Below are 20,366 nucleotides of genomic sequence, written 5' to 3' on the forward strand. Positions count from 1 at the left end.
TCAGTTCGACTTGCTCGCCGGTGCCGCCGCCGGTTGCGCGGCAGCCTGCGGGGCACGGCCGACGACCACGGTCAGAAGTCCCTGGCCCCACAGCCGCTTGGCGGCGGCCTTGACGTCGTCCAGCGTCACCGCGTCGACAATGGCGTTGCGCTTCTCGATATAGTCGATCGGCAATTTGTCCTGCTGATATTGCAGCAGCGCCTGCGCGAGTTTGGACGAGGTGTCGAGCACCAGCATCTGCGAGCCCTTGAGGTAGGATTTCGCCTCGTCGAGCTCCTTCTGCGTCGGGCCTTCCTCGGCGATGCGGCTCACTTCCCGCTCGACGGCATCAAGCGTCTCGCCGGCACGGTCGGCGCGGGTGGCCGTGTTGCCGATGAAGACGGCCGAGTGCTCCAGCCACAACAGTCCTTCAGACACGGAATAGGCGAGCCCGCGCTTCTCACGAACCTCGTGATAGAGCCGCGAGGACAGCCCGCCGCCCCCGAGGATATGATTGACGACATAGGCCGCCATGAAGTTCGGATCGCCGCGCTTCACGCCGGGTCCGCCGAAGGCGATCACGGTCTGCGGCACATCGAGTGCCACGAAGGCACGCTCCGGCGGCTTTGCGGCCTCGACGTCGGGGACCGGATTGAGGGTAGCCTTGGCCGGCAGGCTGCCGAACGTGTGGTCGAGCAGCTTGCCGAGTGTCGTCGGATCGACATCGCCGACGACTGCGACCTTCAGCGTGTCCCTGGCGAGGATGCGCCCGACATAATCCTTCATGTCGGCGACCGTGATGGTCGGCACGCTCTCCAGCGTACCGGTGGTCTGCCGCCCGTAGGGATGATCGCCGAACGCCATTTCCAGGAATTTGCGGCTCGCAAGCGACGTCGGGTTGGTGCTCTCGCGGCGCAGGCCCGAGATGACCTGCGCGCGGATGCGCTCGACGTCAGCGGCTTCGAAATGCGGCGAGGTCAATGCGGACCTGAGCAGGTCGAAGGCCTCGTCCTTGTTGTCGCGCAGCATGCGCAGGCTGCCGCGGAAGGTATCGCGGGCGGCACTGAAGGAGAGCTCGATGGCGCGGCGGTCGAGCCGCTCATGGAACGTCTTCGAGTCGAGGTCGCCGGAGCCCTCATCGAGCAGGTCGCCGACCAGATTGGCGACGCCGGGCTTGTCCTTGGGGTCCTGCGCCGAGCCGCCGGCAAAGGAATACTCCATCGCGATCAAGGGCACAGTTGCGTCCTGGACGAACCAGGCCTCGATGCCACCAGGCGAAACCAGGTGCTGGATCTTTGCCGCCGCCTGCGACGGCGAGACCGAGGCCAGTGCAAGCGCGGCGCCAGTGACGAACGCGCGCGCGAGGTGGCGGGCGTGAAGGAAAGGATGGGTCACGAACGCTTCTCCTCGCGCTTGGCGGCGGTGCTGGTGTCCTTGATCAGGTAGCCGGTCACCGAGCGCTTCTTCTGGAGCCATTTCTGCGCAGCTTCACGGACCTGCTGGGCGGTCACGGCGCGGATGCGGTCGGGCCAGCTCCTGATGTCCTCGATCGACAGGCCCGTGGTCAGCGCGCTGCCATACCAGCGTGCCAGCACCGCCTGATTGTCCTGGGCGTAGATCGCTTCCGCAATGAGCTGGGTCTTGACCCGCTCGAGATCCTCGGCGCGGATCGGGTTCTGCGCGACGTCGGCGATCACGTCGTCGATCACCTGCTCGACCTCGGCAAAGCCGACGCCGGACTTCGGCGAGGCCGAGATCGCGAACTGGGTCGGATCAAGCGAGATACTGGAATAGCTGGCGCTGGCGGAGACCGCGAGCGGCTTGTCGACGACGAGCGCGCGGTAAAGATAGGAGTTGCTGCCGCTGCCCATCAACTGCGCAAGCACGTCGAGCGCGGCGCTCTCGCCGGCCGCGGCCGTCGTCGCCGAGGGCACCAGATAGTAGCGGCGCAGGCTCGGCTGCTCGACGCGCGGGTCGGACAGCGTGACGGTGCGCGGTGCCGCCGGTTCCGGCTCCTGCGGTCGGATGCGCTGCGCCGGGATCGCGGGCTGGGCCGGGATCGGGCCGAAATTGCGTTCGACCAGCGGGCGCACATCTGCGGCTTCGACGTCGCCGGCGATCACCAGGATCGCGTTGTTCGGCGCGTAGAAGCGGCGATAGAAGGCGAGGGCATCCTCGCGATTGAGCTTCTCGATCTCCTGGTGCCAGCCGATCACCGGTCGGCCGTAGGGATGGTTGAGATAGAGCGCGGCCATCACTTGTTCGTAGAGCCGCGCGTCGGGACTGTTGGCGACGCGCATGTTGTACTCTTCGAGCACGACGTCGCGTTCGGGCAGCACGTTCTCGTCCTTGAGGATGAGACCGGTCATGCGATCGGCCTCGAACTCCATCATGGTCGGCAGCTGCTCTTTCGGCACGCGTTGGTAGTAGTCGGTGTAGTCGACCGAGGTCGAGGCGTTCTCGTTGCCGCCGACGCGGAGCACGGTCTGGGAGAATTCGCCGACGGGATGGTTCGACGTGCCCTTGAACATCAGATGTTCGAGGAAGTGGGCAAGACCCGATTTGCCCGGCGTCTCGTCAGCCGAACCGACCTTGTACCAGATCATTTCCGTCACCACGGGCGTACGGTGATCGGGGATCACCACGACCTGGAGGCCGTTGCTGAGCGTGAAGCTCGCCGGCGGAGCGGACGTGACCGTTGTCTGGGCGAATGCGCTGCCGACGTCGAGGGCAGATGTCGAGAGCAGCGCGGCGAAGAGGCAGGCAATCGATCGGTGTGAGGACATCTCGATCCTTGTGAGAGCCCGGACCCTGATGTCCGGGCATGAACGCACGGCATGCTACACCGCGCGGCTTTGAGCTTCGGGTCACGAAGCAGAGAACGCCGTCGAGTTGTACTTAAGAATAGGTCATCTGCCGCATCCGGCCTACCCCGGAGGATTGCGGCGGGCGCACGCCTGGGTGCAACGGACAGGAGCTTATTGCTGCTTTTCCTTGCCTTCCCGGATGTCGAAATAGGTCCGGGTCGTCTTATCTTCCCCGGTGCCGTAGGCATAATTCGACGAAGGCGTTTGATATCCGGGCGGTGGCTCGACCAGCGACTGGCGCGGCGGCTCGCTCGTGAACGGCTTGGACTCGTTTTTGTTGTTCGAGAGCAGGTTCCACAGGCCGCCGGTGTAGCCCAGCTCAGCCGGGCTCATCGTCGGGTTGGTGGTGCTTCTGCCCGGCTGGGGCGGCTCGTTGGGATTTCCGGCGGCTGCCGTCTTGTGGTCCAACTCGGCGGGCGACAGCGGCCGGGCATTTTTCAAATACTCAGCCTGCTTGTTGCCGGCCTTCTTCCGCTCGGCGATGGCCTTCTGGCGGCGCTTTTCGTCGGGGTCCTTCGGCCAGTTCGGAGCGGTCTTGGCGTCGGCACTGGCGGGCGGCGGCAGGTCGAGGGTCGGCGGCACCACCAGCGGCGAACGCTCGCGGTACTCGATGCCCTTCTTCTCCATGCCCTTGGCGCCGAGGCCGGTCATCAGATTGTCGATGAGCTTCTCTTCGAAGGTCATGTCGTCGTCATCGTCGTCGTCACCGGCGCGAACCGGACCTGCCGACATGACGAGACCGATGCCGAGCGCGACGGCTGACAATTTCAGCGCCAGCCAAAATCCCCGCCGGGAGTCTCGACCCATCGAACCGCTGGTCTTCGAGCTGCGCATGCCTGTACCTGTTCCAATTTGTGGCAGTCTTGATTCTGCTAGCAGATTTGCCGCGTCTCGCGCGTCCACGCCTCGCCAAGCAAGGTTCCGCCTCCGTTCCGTATCGGCCGGGATCAGGGCGCTTTTGCGGCGGGTACCCCCAGGAAGGAGTCATACAACAGCGCTGCCACCCCAGCAACGATGGCCACGTCAGCCAGGTTGAAGATGTACCAATTATAGGTATTTCCGCCGATTTCGATGTGGAACAGGGCGAAATCGACCACGGCGCCGTAGGCAAGGCGATCGATGCCATTGCCGATGGCGCCGCCGATGATCAGCCCCAGCGCCAGGGTGGCCAGCCGGGTCTGTGATCGCGCCATCCAGATCGCCAGCGCAATCACCGCGAGGACCTTCACCGCCATCAGCGCGAACTGCGCGGCCTGACCGTCGTTCTGCAGCCAGCCGAAGCTGATCCCGATGTTCCAGGCCAGCACCAGATCGAAGAACGGCGTGACCTTGACCACGCCCTTGCGGGCGAGGTCGAATCCCTTCAGCAGCCAGAGCTTGGAGGCCTGGTCGGCCACGAGCGTGAGCAATGCCGAAAGGATGCCGGCGCGGAGCGGGGTCATGGCCGAGCCGCCACCACCGTCGTCGTCCTGGCGAAAGCCAGGACCCATACTCCGCGGCGGTCGTTGGTTGAAAGACTCGTGGTCATCTGCCTTCGCTGCAACTGGCGATGGTGGTAATGGGTCCTGGCTTTCGCCAGGACGACGGTGAGACTTAGATGCTGACCCCCAACGCCTTCCATTCGCGCAGTGCCTTGGCGTCGCGCGGGGTGACGTCGGGATATTCAGGATCCTCGCCGACATCAGGCGAGATCTTCCAGGAGCGGGCACATTTGGTGCCGACGGCCTTCTCGACGACGACCGCGACGCCGGGCACGGCATCGAGGCGGAATGCCGAGGCCGGCGCCTCGCCCTCGCGCACCTCGTAGTTCGAGGTGATGCAGACCTCGGCGAGATCCGTGTCGAACAATGTCGCCAGCATGTCGCGGTCGGCGACGTAGATCACCGGCGAGGCCTCCAGCGAGGAGCCGATGTTCTTGGCGGCGCGTTCGAGCTCGAGCGCGCCGGTGACGACGCGGCGGACGTTGCGGATGGTTTCCCATTTCGCAGCGAGCTTCTCGTCGCGAAACTTTTCGAGGCCCTCCGGGAACAGCGTCAAATGCACCGACGGCTCGGCATCCGGCTTGTACATCCGCCAGGCCTCTTCCGCGGTAAAGCTCAGGATCGGTGCCAGCCATTTCAGGATCGAATTGCACAGCAGGTCGATCGTGGTCAGCGCCGCCTTGCGCGTCAGCGAGGACGGCGGATCGCAATACAGCGTATCCTTGCGGATGTCGAAATAGAACGCCGAGAGCTCGCTGTTCAGGAAGGCGGAGAGGGTCGCGACCACGCTCTTGTAGTCGAACGTCTCATAGGCCTTGCGGACCAGCTCGGCGCGGAGCGCGAGCTCGTGCAGCATCAGCCGCTCCAGCTCGGGCATGTCGGCAGGCGCGACGGCGTCGGCCGGCTTGTAGTGATGCAGCGTGCCGAGCATCCAGCGCACGGTGTTGCGCAGCTTGCGATAGGTCTCGACCGTGTTCTTCAGGATTTCGGGGCCGATGCGCTGGTCGTCGGTGTAGTCGCAGGAGGCGACCCAGAGTCTCAGGATGTCGGCGCCGGATTCCTTGATGACGGCCTGCGGCTCGATGGTGTTGCCGAGCGACTTCGACATCTTGCGGCCGTCCTCGGCCTGGGTGAAGCCGTGGGTCAGCACGATGTCGTAAGGAGCCCGGCCGCGCGTGCCGCAGCTCTCCAGCAGCGAGGAGTGGAACCAGCCGCGATGCTGGTCCGAGCCTTCAAGATACATCACGGTGTCGGTGCCGCCGTCGACCTTGCGCTTGATGCCTGATAGCCCGGGGAATTGGACGGGGTCTTCGAGCACGAAGGCGTGCGTCGAGCCGGAATCGAACCAGACGTCGAGAATGTCGTCGACCTTCTGCCAATCCTCGCTCGCGCGCGCCCCCAGGAAGCGCTCGCGCGCGCCGGTTGCGTACCAGGCGTCAGCGCCTTCCTTTTCGAAGGCGTCGCCGATCCTGGTGTTGACGGCCTCGTCCTGCAGGATCTCGGCCGAGCCGTCGCCTTTCTCGCGGACGAACACGGCGATCGGCACGCCCCAGGCGCGCTGGCGCGAGATCACCCAGTCGGGGCGGGCCTCGATCATGCCATTGATGCGGTTCTCGCCCGAGGGCGGCACCCATTGCGTCACCGAGATCGCGTGCAGCGCGCGGGCGCGCAGCGTGTCGCCGGACTTGGTCTTGCCGTTTGCAGCAATATCCTTGTCCATCGCGATGAACCATTGCGGCGTGTTGCGGAAGATCACCGGCTTCTTCGAGCGCCAGGAATGCGGATATTGGTGCTTGAGGCGGCCGCGCGCGAGCAGCTTGCCGCCCTCGATCAACGCCTTGATCACGGCCTCGTTGGCGTCGCCCTTCTCGCCCTTGTCGTTGATCACACGCTTGCCGGTGAAGCCCGGCGCCTGTTCGGTATAGGCGCCATTCTCGTCGACCGTGTAGGGGATCGCGCTGTTGATGCCGCGGCCATCGAGCTCGCGGGTATTCGCCATCCAGACGTCGAAGTCCTCGCGGCCGTGGCTCGGGGCGGTGTGCACGAAGCCGGTACCGGTGTCGTCGGTGACGTGGTCCCCCGACAGCAGCGGCACGGTGAATTCATAGCCGCCTGCGAGGCCTTTCAGCGGATGGGCGCATTCGATCGCGTCCATCGTGTCGCCGGGAATGTCGCGCACCTTCTCGTAGGCCGTCACGCGCGCCTGCTTGAAGACGTCTTCAGCGAGTGCGTCCGCCAGGATCAGGAGATCGCCGGTCTTGGCCCAATTGTCCGCGGGCGCGTCCGTCACCTCAAAGAGGCCATAAGCGATCTTCGGCGAGAACGAGATGGCGCGATTGCCGGGCAGCGTCCAGGGCGTCGTGGTCCAGATCACGACACTGGCCGACGCCAGCGCGCCATGCGCGGGCGAGGTCACCGGGAATTTCACCCAGACCATGTCGGACGTATAATCCTCGTACTCGACCTCGGCCTCGGCGAGCGCGGTCTTCTCGACCACGCTCCACATCACCGGCTTGGAGCCGCGATAGAGCGTGCCGTTGGCGGCGAACTTCATCAGCTCGCGCGCGATCTGGGCTTCGGCCGGATAATTCATGGTGGCGTAGGGATGCGCCCAGTCGCCGATCACGCCCAGCCGCTTGAATTCCTCGCGCTGCACGTTGAGCCAGTGCGTGGCGTAGGCGCGGCACTCTTTGCGGAAATCGATCATCGCGGCGCTGTCGCGGAAGTCGGGCTTCTGCTTGCCCTTCTTGCGATAGTTCTCCTCCTCGACCTTCCATTCGATCGGCAGGCCGTGGCAGTCCCAGCCGGGCACGTAGTTGGAATCGAAGCCGAGCATCTGCTGGCTCTTGGTGACGAGATCCTTGAGGATCTTGTTCAGCGCCGTGCCGATATGGATGTTGCCGTTGGCATAGGGCGGCCCGTCATGCAGCACGAACTTGTCGCGGCCGCGGGCCGCCTCGCGCAGCTTCTCGTAGAGGCCGATCTCGTACCAGCGCTTGAGGATCTCCGGCTCGCGCTGCGGCAGGCCGGCGCGCATCGGGAATTCGGTCTGCGGCAGGAACAGGGTTTTCGAATAGTCTTTGGCTTTTTCGGACATGAGGCTGACTGGCTCGGAAATGGCGCGGGGGATGGCGATGCGGAATCGCGGGGTGAAACGATGAAATCCCGGTCTTGCGCCGAGCCTTGAGGCTCAGGCGGAAGCCGGGCCGCTAATCCCTATGATGCGCCGCGCAAACATGGGCTCTCCATAGCAGGGGGCCGGAGGAAGCGCAAAAGGTAGAAGCACAAAAGGTATTGGCGCAAAAGCTGGTCAGGCGGACTTTGCGGCCTCAATCGACGGTCCCGAGCCGCGGAAATGCGTCCGGGGCGGCGGCCAGCATGGCGCGGGCGCGGGCGGAATCATCGTCCATCTGGCGGATCAGGGCGTCGATCCCCTCGAATTTCAGCTCCTGGCGGATGAAGCCGACGAAGGCGCAGTCCAGCGTCTGCCCGTAAAGGTCGCCCTTGAAGTCGAACAGGAAGATCTCGAGCAGTGGGGCGCCATTGTCAAAGGTCGGGCGGCGGCCGAAGCTCGCCACCCCGTTCAGCCGCTCAGGTCCGCGGCCGACCCGCACCGCGTAGATGCCGTGCTTGAGGCCGCAATTGGCGTCGAGCCGGATGTTGGCGGTGGGATAGCCGAGGTCGCGGCCACGCTTCTCGCCGTGGATCACCTCGCCGGAAATGAACCAGGGCGCGCCAAGCATGGTGGTGGCCTCGTCGATGAGTCCCTCGGCCAGCGCGATCCGGATCGCGCTGGAGGAAACCGGCCGCTCGTCGATATCGATATGCGGCTGCACGTCCACTTCGATGCCGAGCCGGGGCGCCTCGTTGACCAGCAGGCTCGGCGAGCCGACGCGACCTTTGCCGAAATGGAAGTCGTAACCGACCGCGATCCCGCTGACGCCGAGGCGATCGATCAGCTCATGGTGAATGAAATCTTGTGCGCTGGTGCCGGCTCTCGCCTTGTCGAAGGTCATGACCACGGCGCCGGCAAGCCCGGTCCCGGCCAGAAGACGCAGCTTGGCCCGCTCGTCCGTCAGGCGGAATTGCGGGGTATTGGGGCTGAAAAACCGGCGCGGATGCGGCTCGAAGGTCAGCGCCAGCGCGGGGCGGTCATGCGCCCGGGCCATTTCCAGGGCTGCGGCAATGACGGCGCGGTGGCCGAGATGCACCCCGTCGAAATTGCCCATGGCGACCACCGCGCCCTTTGGGATCGCAGACTGCGGCGTGGTGTCGCGGATAACGGTAAATTGCGGGGCCATCAGGGGAATTCTCGAGCCGGCGGGACCGGCCGGGACCGTGGCGTGACCCGGCCGATGAAGTCAAGCGGGCGGATATGGCCGCAAGGGCCATGATTTCGGTCTCTCGCGGGCCGGGCCAATTAACGCGCTGTTTAACGCCTTGGTGCTAGTGCTTGGGAGATGGAACTGAGGGTCCCGGCCTGTCAGGTCCGATTTTGAATATTCCTGGGTATGCGTTGGGGGAGTCGAGATGGCGGTTGATTTGTCGATGCCGGTTCTGGTGGTGGATGACTACAGCACCATGATCCGTATCATCCGGAATCTGCTGAAGCAGCTTGGCTTCGAGAATATCGATGATGCCAGCGACGGTTCGGCGGCACTGAACAAGATGCGCGGCAAGAAGTACGGGCTCGTGATCTCCGATTGGAACATGGAGCCGATGACGGGTTACGACCTGCTGCGCGAAGTGCGCGCGGATCCCAACCTCGCCACCACGCCCTTCATCATGATCACGGCCGAATCCAAGACCGAGAACGTGATCGCGGCCAAGAAGGCCGGCGTGAACAACTACATCGTCAAGCCGTTCAACGCGGCGACGCTGAAGACCAAGATCGAGGCGGTCTTCCCGGACATGGCGAGCGCGTAAGCGCGTCGAGGCCATCGGCTGAATTTGGAAAGCCCGGGCTTGTCCCGGGCTTTCTGCGTTTGCTTCGTCATTCCGGGGCGGTGCGCTAGCACTGAACCCGGAATCTCGAGATCCCCCGATGCGCAATTGCGCATCTGAGGTCTGGTCCTTCGGACCATCCCGGGATGACGGCATAGCCGTCACCACTTCAATTCGCGCATCAGCGCGTAGGGCGGATTAGCGCCAGCGTAATCCGCCATTCACTCCGCGAGCATCACCTGCGTGATGGAAGGTCACCGCTTCCTTCTTTGCCGGCGGCCAGGTCGAACCAGCCGCCGCCGGGAACGAACGCGCGACGATGGTTGGGCATGTTGGGTACGATGGGGCAGGAGCCGGCGATGTCGTAGTTGTCATGGCGGATTACGCTGACGCTAATCCGCCCTACGGGCTAGATCCTATAGAATAAGCGAGTGGTCCCAACCTGACGGTTTTGAGAGGCAAAGATGGACGCTACTGCTAAACGGAAGTGGCTAGAGGCCCGCGGGCGAATGCGTCGGCGCGTGGATGCTGTCTTTTGGCAAGAGCTTGGCATATCGTCACCCGAACGAGACCGATACGTTGACTGGGTATTGGATCAGATATTCCGGCAAGAGTATTTGGCGGCGCTTGGTGATGACTGGACGGTTTGGCGTGAAGATGAAAATGGAGGATATGTTCCGGTAGAGGAGAATCTCTCCTATGTTAGAGCGCAATCTCTATTGGAAGAACTAAATAGCAGCGGAGCCAGCGCGCGATACTGGTACGCTCCTCCGCACAAGCCTAAGGCGGCAGATTAGTGGGGCTTAGCCAGTGGAGCATCTCGCTGTCAGAAACCATCTGGAATTACTAGTTACGAATTACGGTGACAGTGCTGGACTGAATTACGGTGACAGTGCTGGACTGCACCCCTGAAGTGAGACACGATAATTGCAGTGACGGTGCCAGACTGGTTCGTCGTGATCTGAGGATCGCGAAGACCAAGACGTCATGCGCCGCATATGGCGCCCAGCTCGTGCCCTACCCCATAAGAGCCAGCGTGGCATAGTACCCCTGTTTTGCCCGACGGGTCAAACGATATTCGCAAAAAGCGAAATTACCTCCATCGGATCGCCGCCGACTGGCGCTGCCGCTGGTTGCGAAAACGAACGCGCGGCGCGTTCAGGACGATCCCTGCCGGTTCGCTGCGGATTTGCTCGGCGCTGCAATGACTTGCCGGTTACATTGCCGATTAGACGCCGTGCCGGCGAGCAACCGCGCGTCTACTGTGCATGGGGTTGTTTTTCACGTTTGGCCGGCGTGCGAAGGGGCGAGGGGCGGTTCTTCCCCGCCTCGAGCCGAACAAAACAAAAGCCCGGTCACCATCGGCGATCGGGCCCTTCTGGATTTCCGCGTCGTTCCTCTGGATCGGCGGAGACCTACCACTTCAATTCGCGCATCAGCGCTTTCGGCGGGTGGCCGAACAATTCCATCACCGACTTCGGATCGAGCTGGTCGAGGCCCTCGAACTCCTCGGCATGGATGCCGCGGGTGACGAACAGGCAGTCGATGCCGAATTCGCGCGCGCCGGTCAGGTCGGTGCGGACGGAATCGCCGATCGCGAGCACTTTTTTCCGGTCGATGGGATGGCCCTGGCGCTCGCCGGCGAGCGCCATTGCGCGCTCGTAGATCGGCCGGTGCGGCTTGCCGTAGAAGATCACCTCGCCGCCGAGCTCGCGGTACAGCTCTGCGATCGCGCCGGCGCAATAGATCAGCCGGTCGCCGCGCTCGACCACGATATCGGGGTTGGCGCAGACCAGCGTCAGCTTGCGCTCGCGCGCCTTCAGCATCATGCCGCGATAGTCTTCGGCGGTTTCGGTCTCGTCGTCATAGAGGCCGGTGCAGACGATGTAATCGGCCTCTTCGAGCGGCGCGGTCGTCGCATCGAGGCCGCGATAGATCGAGTTGTCGCGCTCGGGGCCGAGCCAGAACATCTTGCGGCCGGGGTGCGCGGCGACATAGTGCCGCGTCAGATCGCCGGAGGAGACGATCGCGTCATAGGTCTCGTCGGCGACGCCAAGCTTGCGCAATTGCCGCTGCACGGAGTCGGCAGGGCGCGGCGCGTTGGTGATCAGGATCACCGTCCCGCCGTGGCTGCGATAGGTATGCAGCGCCTCGCAGGCCTCGGGGAACGATTCCAGTCCGTTATGGACCACGCCCCAGATGTCGCTGAGCACGACATCGACGCCGCCCACGAGCTCGCGCAGGCTTTGGGCAAAATGCAGCGTGGTCATGACCCAGGCGGCCGATCAGATGCGGCGCGCAAGGGCCGCGTTGCCGGTGATGCGCGATGACGGTGCGGCAGGCGTCGCAGCTGACGTCGCGCTCGGGCTTGGTGTACCGGAACCATTGGATCCCTGTATGTCTTGCGGCTGGTTTGGCGCGGTCCCGCCGGTAGCAGATGGCCCCTCGGGCCGCAATGGCCGGGGCGGGGCGAACAAAAAGCCCTGGCCGAACCGCACGTCATAGTCGAGCAGATCGACCACCGCGCGCTCGCCCTCGATCCGCTCGGCGATCAAATCGATGCCGAAACGGCCGAGCAGGTCGGACAGGTCGGAGGGGTGGATGTCCGAGGTCGAGGCCTGCCGCGGGTCGAGCAGCAGCGACGCCGGCACCTTGATGAAGCGCACGCCGCGGTCGGCGAGCTCGCGGGGCTCGATCCTGAGGTCGGTGACATGGTCGATCGAGAAGCGGAAGCCGCGCTGGGCAAGCGCGGCGAGATTCTCGGTCTCGGCGGGGCCGAGGCCGCGGAAGGTCGCCTGCTTGAACTCCAGCACCAGCGACGGCGCGAGCGCCCGGTTGGCCTCGAGGAAATCGAGGCATTGCGCGAAGGTCGTGGAATTGCCGAGCGTCGAGGCCGCGACGTTGCAGAACACGCCGACGTCCTTGTTGCGCACCATCAGCCGGCGCAGCACCTGCACACAGCGCAGCAGCACCATGTTGTCGATGCGGCCGATCAGGCCGGACGCCTCGGCGATGCTGATGAATTCCTCGGCGGCAATCAGCTGGTCACGCTCGTCGCGCACCCGGGTCACGGCTTCGTAGAACCGGACCTTGCGCTGCGGCAGCGTCACCATCGGCTGCAGGAAGATGTCGATGCGGTTCTCGTCGATCGCGTTGCGCAGCATCGCCAGCATCTGGGTCTGGTTGCGGCCGTTGACCGTCTGGACGGCGTTGGCGATCGGGGTCTTGACTGCGGGCGCCGCCTGCCGTGGCGGCGGCGCAGGAATCGGGGGAGGCGTGGCCGGCCGTTCCTCGAACGGCGTCATCAGATCGACCGGCGCGTCCGGCTCGAGCTTGGCGAGCGGAGCGGTGGCCGGCGCCGGTGCATTGCCGGCCAGCAAGTCCTCATGGGTCGACACCGTGGCGGCGAGCTGCCGGACCAGTCCGCCAAGCTCGTTGATCTCGCCGACCACGGACTGGACGCGGTCCGAATTGGCCGAATTGGACGAGGCGATGCGGCCCTCGATCGCAGCCAGCCGGCGGCCGAACTCAGCCACCTGGCGGGCGAGGTCGGCGGTGCCGCGCGAGAGGTCGGCGATCTGGCCGCCGACGTCGCTGCGGTCGCGTAGCCGCATCGAGACCGCGTTGTAGAGGATCAGGAAAGTCAGCGCGGTCAGCGCCACGATCGCGGATTCGGTTCCGCTGATGCCGGCGACCGAGTAGAGCACAAGCCCGAGCGAGGCCGCGACCAGAACCATGCAGAAGGCGATGAAGATCGTCGAAATGCGAATCATGCCGCGCGTTACGCCTCAAGAGCTGACTGCCTCACCCGGGAAAACACGGGCCGCTCTTCGCACCCGTCGCGCCTCATGCCCCCTGAGCGGGGCGAGCTTAACATCATTGTTGATTCGGAGGGATAGCGGGTGCGGCGGTCACGACGGCGCGGCGGCGCCCACCGTGTCGGCCGAGACGGCCTCGCGGCTGCCGAGCGGCCTGGGGCGTCCGGTGGTCGTGTCGCGCAGGGTCTGCCTTTCGATCTCGGAATTCAGCTCGGCGCCGAACATGATCACGATGGCGGACATCCACATCCACATCATCAAGCCGATCGCGGCGCCGAGCGAGCCGTAGGTCGCATTGTAGTTGGCAAAGGACGAGAGATACCAGGAGAGCAGCGCCGAGCCCGCGATCCAGAGGATGGAGGCCGTCACCGCGCCGAGGCTCAGCCACTGCCAGCGCGGCGCATCGCGGCTCGGGGCGAAACGGTAGAGGATGGCGAGCGCCACCAGCAGGATGAGGAACAGCAGGGGCCATCGTGCCAGCGCGACGATCAGCTTGCTCTCGGGCGCCATGCCGAGATGATCGAGTGCGAGCGGGAAAGCGACGACGGCGCCCACCATCAGCAGGAGCGCCGCGATGCCGCCGACCGTGAAGGCAAGTGACACCATGTTCAGCTTGATGAAGCTGCGTTTCTCGCGCTCCTCGTAGGCGACATTGAGGGCGTCGAAGATCGCCTTGACGCCCGCATTGGCGCTCCAGATTGCGAGCACGAGACCGAACAGGAAGGTGGCGCCGAGTGCCGTATTGCCCTTCGACACCACGCGTCCGACCTGCTCCTGGACGATCTGGAAGGTGCCTTCGGGAAGCATCATCGCCAGCTTCTGGAGGTTGTCGCTGATCGTCGCAGGATTGGCGAACAATCCGTAGGACGAGACAAGTGCGGTGACGGCGGGAAAGATCGCAAGCAGCCCGAAGAACACGACGCCGCCGGCGGTCGCGAGCAGGCGATCGTCGTCGATGCGTTGATAGGTACGCCAGAAAATATCCTTCCAGCCAGCCCAGGGAATCGTGAAGGGGCTTTTCGCGCGACGGCCGTGGTCCGGCTGCGTCGCCGCATGTGCCGGGTTTGTTTCAGGCGAATTTGCCTCGCCTTTGCGGTGGTCTTGCGGAGGCCCCGATGCGATCAAGCCGGACTCTTGGAAATAGCGCTCGGCGCTCAGCACGAAGACAGCCGTGGCTGCGACCAGCAGCCAGGAGTCGATTTGGCCGGAGCGCCGTACCGGCATTCAAGCGTCCAATCCCTGGTTGTGACGCCTTCGCCGCGCCGCTGTGAGCCCCGCCAGCCCAATTGCCGCGAGCATCAGGCCAAGCTGCACGGGCCGGTTGGCACGGGCCGGCCAGGCCTTGCGGCGATGGCCGCGTTCGCCCGGCGCAATCGGCACCAGGGGAATTGTCGCCGCGACCTCTTTCACAGCCTGTTTGACCGTTCCACGCGGGATCCGCGGCGTCGCGACCGCCACGCGCAAACGGCTGGCAAGCGGAACGACCGGCTTTGCCTTGCGCTTCATCTGCGCCATCGCCATCCCGGCGCAGGCTCCGGCGAGCACCAGCAGCACGGCCGCGGCGGCACCAAAACCCCAGAATTGTCCGTAAGTGATGGCCACCCAGCGGTAAAGGGCGATCAGTCCAACGAAAAATGCGCCGGTCAGGAACAGGCCGGCGACTGCGAATAGCGCGCCGGCTACCGCGTAAGATGTCACCTTTCCGGTGGCCAGGCTGGTCTGGTCGCGCAAATAGGATTGAGCGGCGCGTTTGAGATGGTTGAGCTTCAGCGCCATGCCGGCGCGCAGCAATTCGCCCGATGGCGCGAGCATGCGGACATCCTCCGAGAGCAGAGACATTGGTCGGGGGATGAACGTGGCGAAATCTGACTTGTTCCGCCGATAGGCTGCCGTGGCGGATCAGCCGAGATCGGCAGCGGCGATCCAGAACACCTCGCCCTCGGAGTCCTCGGTGTCGAGCCAAAGCAGCGGCAGTTCCGGAAAGGCCTCGTCGACCAGCTCGCGGCCGCGGCCGATCTCGCAGAGCAGGCCGCCGTCGGGCGTGAGATGGTTGGGCGCCTCGTGCAGGATGCGGCGCACCACGTCGAGACCATCGGGGCCGCCATCGAAGGCAAGCTTCGGTTCGGCCCGGCATTCCGGCGGCAGCGCAGCCATGCCTTCGGCGTCGACGTAAGGCGGATTGGTGATGATCAGATCATATCTGGCATCGCCGAGCGGCGCGAACAGATCGCCGCGATGGAGCGTGATCCGCTCCTCCAGCCCATGCTCCGCAACATTGCGCTTCGCGACTTCAAGCGCGCCCTTGGACAATTCGACGGCGTCGATCGTGGCGTTCGGGAAATGATGCGCGGCGAGAATGGCCAGGCATCCGGATCCCGTACAGAGATCAAGCACCCGCTCCACCGCCGTGGGGTCATCGATCAGCGAGCCCACCTCGCCGTCGCCGCCGAAATGGGAGTCCAGCAGCTCGCCGATGAAGGAGCGCGGAACGATGACGCGCTCGTCGACATAGAAGGGCAGGCCGCGCATGTAGATCTTGTTGACCAGATAGGCGGTCGGTTTGCGCGTGGTGATGCGCTTGTGGATGAGATCGAGCAGGGTCTTGCCTTCCGCCGCGGTGACGCACGCATGGCCAAAAATCTCGAACTGGTCGGGATGCAGATGCAGCGCCTCGCAGACCAGGAAGACGGCGTCCGCGACCGGATCGGTCGTGCCATGGGCGAATGCGAGCTTGGCCTCAGCGAAGCGGCTCACCGCATAGCGAACGAAATCGATCAGCGTGAGCAACTCGCCCCGGCCGACCTTCGCGAGTTTCGGTGCGGCGCGGCTGTGCGCAATCTTCTTGGATGCTTTGGCCATCAGGATCGGGTCCAGCGTGCGGCAGCCTCGTCGTCACGGGCGTGGGCTTCGACCCAGCCGGTGCCGGTGGCGCTTTCTTCCTTCTTCCAGAACGGGGCGCTGGTCTTGAGGTAGTCCATCAGGAACTCGGCCGCCTCGAACGCCGCCCGGCGGTGTTGCGAGGCCGTGAGCACCAGGACGATGTTCTGGCCGGGCCTGAATCGCCCGACGCGATGGATGACCGTGACGCCGTTGAGCGGCCAGCGCGACATGGCCTCGTCGACATGGCGCTTGATCTCTTCCTCGGCCATTCCGGGATAATGCTCGAGCGTCAGCGCTGCGATCTTGGAGCTGTCCTCGTCGGCGCGGCAGAGGCCGGAGAAGCTCACGACCGCGCCGATATCGGTGCGGCTCCTGGTCAGGACCGCGATCTCGCGCGCGATATCGAAATCGTCTTCCTGGATGCGGATGGCGACCGGACAGTTGGCGGCGGAAGAGGTCATGGCCTAACCGCCGGTCATTGGCGGGAAGAACGCGATCTCGCGGGCGCCCGCGATCGTGGCATCCGCCTTGACGTGAGCGTGATCGATCGCGGTGCGGATGATCTTCGGCTTCTCGAACGCGTAGGCATAGGCTTCGTTCTGGCCGGACAGCCAAGCGATCAGCTCCTCGACGGTACGTACCGTCGCGGGCGGCTCGATCATCTCTTCGGCCTTGCCGATGCGCTCGCGCACCCAGGCGAAGTACTTCACCTTCATCCCTCATCCTCCTTGATGAGGTGATGGATGCCGGCGCGGAAATAATCGTAGCCGGTGTACATGGTCAGGATCGCCGAGGCCCACAACAGGACGAGGCCGATCAGCGAGACCACGGAGACGACTTCGTCACCGGCGGGACCTGCGAGCAGGAAGCCGATGGCGACCAGCTGCACGGTGGTCTTCCACTTGGCGAGCTTGGTCACGGGAACGCTGACGCGCAGCGCGGCGAGATATTCGCGCAGGCCCGAGACCAGGATCTCGCGGCACAGGATCACGATGGCGGCCCACAGCGACCAGCCATGGATGATGCCGTCGGCGGCCAGCATGAGGAGGCAGGAGGCAACCAGCAGCTTGTCGGCGATCGGGTCGAGCATCCGGCCGAACGCCGATTGCTGATTCCAGATCCGGGCGTAATAGCCGTCGAGATAGTCGGTTACCGCAGCGCCAATGAAGATCGCGACAGCGACCCAGCGCAGCCAGAGCGGGTAGTCCATGATCGATTGCGCATAGATGCATCCGACCACGACCGGGATCGCGGCGATCCGGCCATAGGTCAGGATGTTCGGGAGGGACATCGCGCGGCTGGTCGTCCCTCGTGTCGTGGCGATGTTCATCGATCCTACCAATACCGCTCAAGCCTGAACGTCAACCGTCCCTCCCCAAATGTGGCACGGGATGCGACGACCATATGACTACAGCCCCTTTAGTTCACCCCGGCTGGGGATGGAAATAGTCGAATATCCTGCGGGCGCTCTCGGCGCTTACCCCGGGAACCTTGCCGAGATCGGCGATCGAGGCCCGTTCGATCTCCTTCAGGGTTCCGAAATGGTGCAGCAAGGCACGTTTGCGTGACGGGCCGATGCCGGGAATTTCCTGCAGACCGGCCTCGCGGATGTCCTTCTTGCGCAGCTTGCGGTGCGAGCCGATGACGAAACGGTGGGCCTCGTCCCGCAGGCGCTGAATGAAATAGAGCACGGGGTCGCGCGGCTCCAGCTTGATGGCCTCGCGCTCCGGCATGAAAAGGGTCTCGCGGCCGGCATCCCGGTCCGGGCCCTTGGCGACCGACATCAGCGACACCTGGGTCAGGCCGAGATTGGCAAAGATCTCGCGGACGGCGTTGAGCTGGCCGCGACCGCCGTCGATGATCACGAGATCGGGCCATTGCGGGAAATCGTCGTCCTTGGCTTTGGCCGCGCCCTCTTCGGGCGGGTTGATCAGGCGCTTGAAGCGGCGCTCCAGCACCTCGCGCATCATCGCGAAGTCGTCGCCCGGCGTGATCCCCTCCGACTTGATGTTGAACTTGCGGTACTGGTTTTTCACAAAGCCGTCGGGGCCGGCGACGATCATGGCGCCGACCGCATTGGTGCCCTGGATGTGGCTGTTGTCGTAGACCTCGATGCGCTTGGGCGGATGCGGCAGGCTGAGCGTCGTGGCGATGGCATCGAGCAGGCGGCTTTGGGTCGCGGTGTCCGCGAGCTTGCGGCCGAGCGCCTCGCGCGCATTGGTCAGCGCGTGGGTGACGAGTTCCTTCTTCTCGCCGCGCTTGGGCGCGATGACCTCGACCTTGCGGCCTGCCTTGATCGAGAGCGCGTTGGCAAGCAGCTCGCTCTCCTCGATCTCGTGCGAGAGCAGGATGGTCTTCGGCGGTGGCTTGTCGTCGTAGAACTGTGCGAGGAATGACCCGAGCACTTCCTCCGGCGTATAGGTCTTCTCCGCGCGGGGAAAATAAGCACGATTGCCCCAGTTCTGGCCGGTGCGGAAGAAGAACACCTCGACGCATGAGAAGCCGCCCTCCTGATGGATGGCAAACACGTCGGCCTCTTCCACGGTGCGCGGATTGATGCCCTGCTGCGACTGGATCGCCGACAGCGCGGCGAGACGGTCGCGGTAGAGGGCCGCGCTTTCGAATTCGAGCTCGCCGGCCGCCTTCTCCATTTCGCCCGCGAGCTCCTGCTTCACCGCCTGGCTTTTGCCGGAGAGGAAGTCGGTCGCTTCGCGCACCAGCGTCCCATAGCCCCCGAAGTCGATCTCGCGGGTGCAGGGGCCGGCGCAGCGGCGGATCTGGTAGAGCAGGCACGGCCTGGTACGGCTCTCGAAGAACGAGTCCGTGCAGGAGCGGATCAGGAACGCGCGCTGAAGCGCGGTGATGGTGCGGTTGACGGCGCCCGCCGAGGCGAACGGGCCGAAATAGCGTCCCGGCCGCGTCTGCGCCCCGCGATGCTTCAGGATCTGCGGCGCCCAATGGTCGCCGGTGATCAGGATATAGGGAAACGACTTGTCGTCGCGCAGCTGCACGTTGAAGCGCGGCCGCAGCTGCTTGATCAGGTTCGCTTCCAGCAGCAGCGCCTCGGTCTCGGTCGTGGTCGAGATGATCTCCACGGACACCGTGGCAGCGATCATGCGCAGGATGCGCGCCGGCAGCGGCGCGCTCTGGCGCGCATAATTGGAAAGGCGCTTTTTGACGTTCTTGGCCTTGCCGACATAGAGCACGTCGGCGTTCGCACTGAGCATGCGATAGACGCCGGGCGAGGTCGGCGCGAGCCGGACGGCGTGCTCGATGGCTTCGTGACCCGACGCCAGCGGCTCTTCGCCGATCGCGCCGCTTTCTTCCAGAATATCAGGCAGTCGCGCATCGTCCTCGTCGTCGCCACCGTTGGTGGCGGGATCGAGGTCGGGCGGTGTCAGCCCCTCGGGCCGGGCGTCGGCCTTCGCGGCCTGCGGCGATTTGCGCGCGCGTGCGTCGTCCGGGTTGTCGGAGGAATCGTGAACCATGGTGCGAATTTAGGCGCTGGGGAGACCGATTTGAAGTTCCGGCCGTGGCGCACGCACAGAATGGCGCGCGCAGTTCCCGGTAACGTTTCCTTAAGTCTGTTAACAGCGCGGTAACGGGTCTTAACAGCCCTTTAACTTAAAACTCTCGATAAATCTTACGCGAAAAAGTGGTGGTTCCGTAACCATGCGGTCTGGCCAGGCGCGGCGGCGCGGGCATCGCAGCAGGTCACGGCAGTTGCGTTGGAGTGTGGAATGAAGAGGCTCTTTGTGGGCGCAGCCGCGTTGGTTGCAGCCGGCTGGACAGCTTCGGCAGAGGCCGCCGATCTCAACTACGGGCAGCGTGCGCCCTATACGGTCAATCAGCCGCTCAATGCCTATAGCTGGGCCGGCCCGTATCTCGGCGCCAATCTCGGCTATGAGTGGGGCTCGGTGAGCAACACGGCCGTGAAGCCCTCCGGCTTTGTCGGCGGCGTGCAGGCCGGCTACAATTTCCAGAACGGCCCGTGGGTGTTCGGTGTCGAGGGCGATATCCAGGCCGCAGGTGCCGATGACACCTTCGCGCCGTGGAAGTTTTCCAATCCCTGGTTCGGCACGCTTCGCGGCCGCGCCGGCTATTCCTTCAGCAACGTGCTGGTCTATGGCACCGCCGGCCTCGCCTTCGGCGAGTTGCGCGCGCAGACCTTCGGTTGGACAGAGTCGCACACGACCGCTGGCTGGACCGCCGGTGTCGGCGCAGAAGTCGGCCTTGCGCCGAACTGGAGCGCAAAACTCGAATATCTCTACATCGATCTGTCGTCGAGCCAGTTCGCAATTACAGGCGTGTCAAACGGCTATAGCGCCAGCATTGTCCGTGCAGGCGTGAACTATCACTTCTGATAGCCAAATAAGAAAATACCGGACAACAGCCTC

The 20,366-nt window shown here is 64.4% G+C and carries 17 protein-coding genes; 2 read left to right on the top strand and 15 right to left on the bottom strand.

What is annotated here, in order from left to right; genetic code table 11:
• From JQ621_RS18485 to JQ621_RS18510, 6 genes are all read right to left on the bottom strand, one after another.
• Positions 1-1,374 (bottom strand): M16 family metallopeptidase, encoded by a 1,374-nt coding sequence (locus tag JQ621_RS18485; RefSeq protein ID WP_212236095.1) that lies wholly within the window; start codon positions 1,372-1,374, stop codon positions 1-3.
• On the bottom strand, positions 1,371-2,765 hold the full coding sequence (locus JQ621_RS18490; protein ID WP_212236096.1) for a M16 family metallopeptidase: 1,395 nt from the start codon (positions 2,763-2,765) through the stop codon (positions 1,371-1,373). The genes JQ621_RS18485 and JQ621_RS18490 overlap by 4 nt, the downstream gene beginning before the upstream one ends.
• A gap of 192 nt (positions 2,766-2,957) precedes the next feature.
• Positions 2,958-3,680, bottom strand: a complete 723-nt coding sequence (locus JQ621_RS18495) for a hypothetical protein (protein ID WP_212236326.1) — start codon at positions 3,678-3,680, stop codon at positions 2,958-2,960.
• Between the two features lie 113 nt (positions 3,681-3,793).
• A complete protein-coding gene (gene lspA, locus JQ621_RS18500; protein ID WP_212236097.1) occupies positions 3,794-4,288 on the bottom strand; it encodes a signal peptidase II in 495 nt (164 codons plus the stop codon).
• A gap of 151 nt (positions 4,289-4,439) precedes the next feature.
• The gene (ileS, locus tag JQ621_RS18505) at positions 4,440-7,424 is read right to left on the bottom strand and encodes an isoleucine--tRNA ligase (RefSeq protein ID WP_212236098.1); all 2,985 of its coding nucleotides are present in this window, start codon (positions 7,422-7,424) and stop codon (positions 4,440-4,442) included.
• Positions 7,425-7,656: 232 nt separating this feature from the next.
• Positions 7,657-8,628: a bifunctional riboflavin kinase/FAD synthetase gene (locus JQ621_RS18510; RefSeq protein ID WP_212236099.1), complete on the bottom strand. Its 972-nt coding sequence runs from the start codon at positions 8,626-8,628 to the stop codon at positions 7,657-7,659.
• Positions 8,629-8,857: 229 nt separating this feature from the next.
• Here JQ621_RS18510 and JQ621_RS18515 point away from each other — a divergent pair, with 229 nt between their 5' ends.
• A complete protein-coding gene (locus JQ621_RS18515; RefSeq protein ID WP_008567674.1) occupies positions 8,858-9,253 on the top strand; it encodes a response regulator in 396 nt (131 codons plus the stop codon).
• Between the two features lie 1,433 nt (positions 9,254-10,686).
• Here the strand turns inward: JQ621_RS18515 and JQ621_RS18520 are convergent.
• The 9 genes from JQ621_RS18520 to uvrC all read right to left on the bottom strand — a co-directional run bounded on the left by JQ621_RS18520 (position 10,687) and on the right by uvrC (position 19,457).
• Positions 10,687-11,541 carry a TIGR01459 family HAD-type hydrolase gene (locus JQ621_RS18520; RefSeq protein ID WP_212236100.1) on the bottom strand — a complete coding sequence of 285 codons (855 nt, stop codon included), beginning with the start codon at positions 11,539-11,541 and terminating at the stop codon, positions 10,687-10,689.
• Positions 11,542-11,556: 15 nt separating this feature from the next.
• On the bottom strand, positions 11,557-13,044 hold the full coding sequence (locus JQ621_RS18525) for an EAL domain-containing protein (RefSeq protein WP_212236101.1): 1,488 nt from the start codon (positions 13,042-13,044) through the stop codon (positions 11,557-11,559).
• A 138-nt stretch (positions 13,045-13,182) separates the two neighbouring features.
• Positions 13,183-14,313 carry a YihY/virulence factor BrkB family protein gene (locus JQ621_RS18530; protein ID WP_212236102.1) on the bottom strand — a complete coding sequence of 377 codons (1,131 nt, stop codon included), beginning with the start codon at positions 14,311-14,313 and terminating at the stop codon, positions 13,183-13,185.
• Positions 14,314-14,901: a phage holin family protein gene (locus JQ621_RS18535; protein ID WP_212236103.1), complete on the bottom strand. Its 588-nt coding sequence runs from the start codon at positions 14,899-14,901 to the stop codon at positions 14,314-14,316.
• 87 nt (positions 14,902-14,988) lie between these two features.
• Positions 14,989-15,948 (bottom strand): 50S ribosomal protein L3 N(5)-glutamine methyltransferase, encoded by a 960-nt coding sequence (gene prmB / locus JQ621_RS18540; protein ID WP_212236104.1) that lies wholly within the window; start codon positions 15,946-15,948, stop codon positions 14,989-14,991.
• Positions 15,948-16,430, bottom strand: a complete 483-nt coding sequence (locus JQ621_RS18545) for a molybdenum cofactor biosynthesis protein MoaE (RefSeq protein WP_212236105.1) — start codon at positions 16,428-16,430, stop codon at positions 15,948-15,950. The genes prmB and JQ621_RS18545 overlap by 1 nt, the downstream gene beginning before the upstream one ends.
• A 3-nt stretch (positions 16,431-16,433) precedes the next feature.
• Positions 16,434-16,685, bottom strand: a complete 252-nt coding sequence (gene moaD, locus JQ621_RS18550) for a molybdopterin converting factor subunit 1 (RefSeq protein WP_212236106.1) — start codon at positions 16,683-16,685, stop codon at positions 16,434-16,436.
• Positions 16,682-17,299, bottom strand: a complete 618-nt coding sequence (pgsA, locus tag JQ621_RS18555) for a CDP-diacylglycerol--glycerol-3-phosphate 3-phosphatidyltransferase (protein ID WP_212236107.1) — start codon at positions 17,297-17,299, stop codon at positions 16,682-16,684. The genes moaD and pgsA overlap by 4 nt, the downstream gene beginning before the upstream one ends.
• Before the next feature lie 94 nt (positions 17,300-17,393).
• Positions 17,394-19,457 carry an excinuclease ABC subunit UvrC gene (gene uvrC, locus JQ621_RS18560; RefSeq protein WP_212236108.1) on the bottom strand — a complete coding sequence of 688 codons (2,064 nt, stop codon included), beginning with the start codon at positions 19,455-19,457 and terminating at the stop codon, positions 17,394-17,396.
• 252 nt (positions 19,458-19,709) lie between these two features.
• Between uvrC and JQ621_RS18565 the strand changes: the two genes are divergently transcribed.
• The gene (locus tag JQ621_RS18565) at positions 19,710-20,333 is read left to right on the top strand and encodes an outer membrane protein (RefSeq protein ID WP_212236109.1); all 624 of its coding nucleotides are present in this window, start codon (positions 19,710-19,712) and stop codon (positions 20,331-20,333) included.
• Positions 20,334-20,366 lie beyond the last annotated feature (33 nt).

Source organism: Bradyrhizobium manausense (genome assembly GCF_018129685.1).
GTDB lineage: Bacteria > Pseudomonadota > Alphaproteobacteria > Rhizobiales > Xanthobacteraceae > Bradyrhizobium > Bradyrhizobium manausense_D.

Coding starts and splice junctions, on each gene's coding strand:
- prmB (WP_212236104.1), bottom strand. CDS start 15,948: ATGGCCAAAGCATCCAAGAAGATTGCGCACAGCCGCGCCGCACCGAAA.
- JQ621_RS18535 (WP_212236103.1), bottom strand. CDS start 14,901: ATGCTCGCGCCATCGGGCGAATTGCTGCGCGCCGGCATGGCGCTGAAG.
- JQ621_RS18565 (WP_212236109.1), top strand. CDS start 19,710: ATGAAGAGGCTCTTTGTGGGCGCAGCCGCGTTGGTTGCAGCCGGCTGG.
- JQ621_RS18525 (WP_212236101.1), bottom strand. CDS start 13,044: ATGATTCGCATTTCGACGATCTTCATCGCCTTCTGCATGGTTCTGGTC.
- uvrC (WP_212236108.1), bottom strand. CDS start 19,457: ATGGTTCACGATTCCTCCGACAACCCGGACGACGCACGCGCGCGCAAA.
- pgsA (WP_212236107.1), bottom strand. CDS start 17,299: ATGAACATCGCCACGACACGAGGGACGACCAGCCGCGCGATGTCCCTC.
- JQ621_RS18545 (WP_212236105.1), bottom strand. CDS start 16,430: ATGACCTCTTCCGCCGCCAACTGTCCGGTCGCCATCCGCATCCAGGAA.
- JQ621_RS18490 (WP_212236096.1), bottom strand. CDS start 2,765: ATGTCCTCACACCGATCGATTGCCTGCCTCTTCGCCGCGCTGCTCTCG.
- JQ621_RS18510 (WP_212236099.1), bottom strand. CDS start 8,628: ATGGCCCCGCAATTTACCGTTATCCGCGACACCACGCCGCAGTCTGCG.
- lspA (WP_212236097.1), bottom strand. CDS start 4,288: ATGACCCCGCTCCGCGCCGGCATCCTTTCGGCATTGCTCACGCTCGTG.
- JQ621_RS18515 (WP_008567674.1), top strand. CDS start 8,858: ATGGCGGTTGATTTGTCGATGCCGGTTCTGGTGGTGGATGACTACAGC.
- JQ621_RS18530 (WP_212236102.1), bottom strand. CDS start 14,313: ATGCCGGTACGGCGCTCCGGCCAAATCGACTCCTGGCTGCTGGTCGCA.
- moaD (WP_212236106.1), bottom strand. CDS start 16,685: ATGAAGGTGAAGTACTTCGCCTGGGTGCGCGAGCGCATCGGCAAGGCC.
- JQ621_RS18495 (WP_212236326.1), bottom strand. CDS start 3,680: ATGCGCAGCTCGAAGACCAGCGGTTCGATGGGTCGAGACTCCCGGCGG.
- ileS (WP_212236098.1), bottom strand. CDS start 7,424: ATGTCCGAAAAAGCCAAAGACTATTCGAAAACCCTGTTCCTGCCGCAG.
- JQ621_RS18520 (WP_212236100.1), bottom strand. CDS start 11,541: ATGACCACGCTGCATTTTGCCCAAAGCCTGCGCGAGCTCGTGGGCGGC.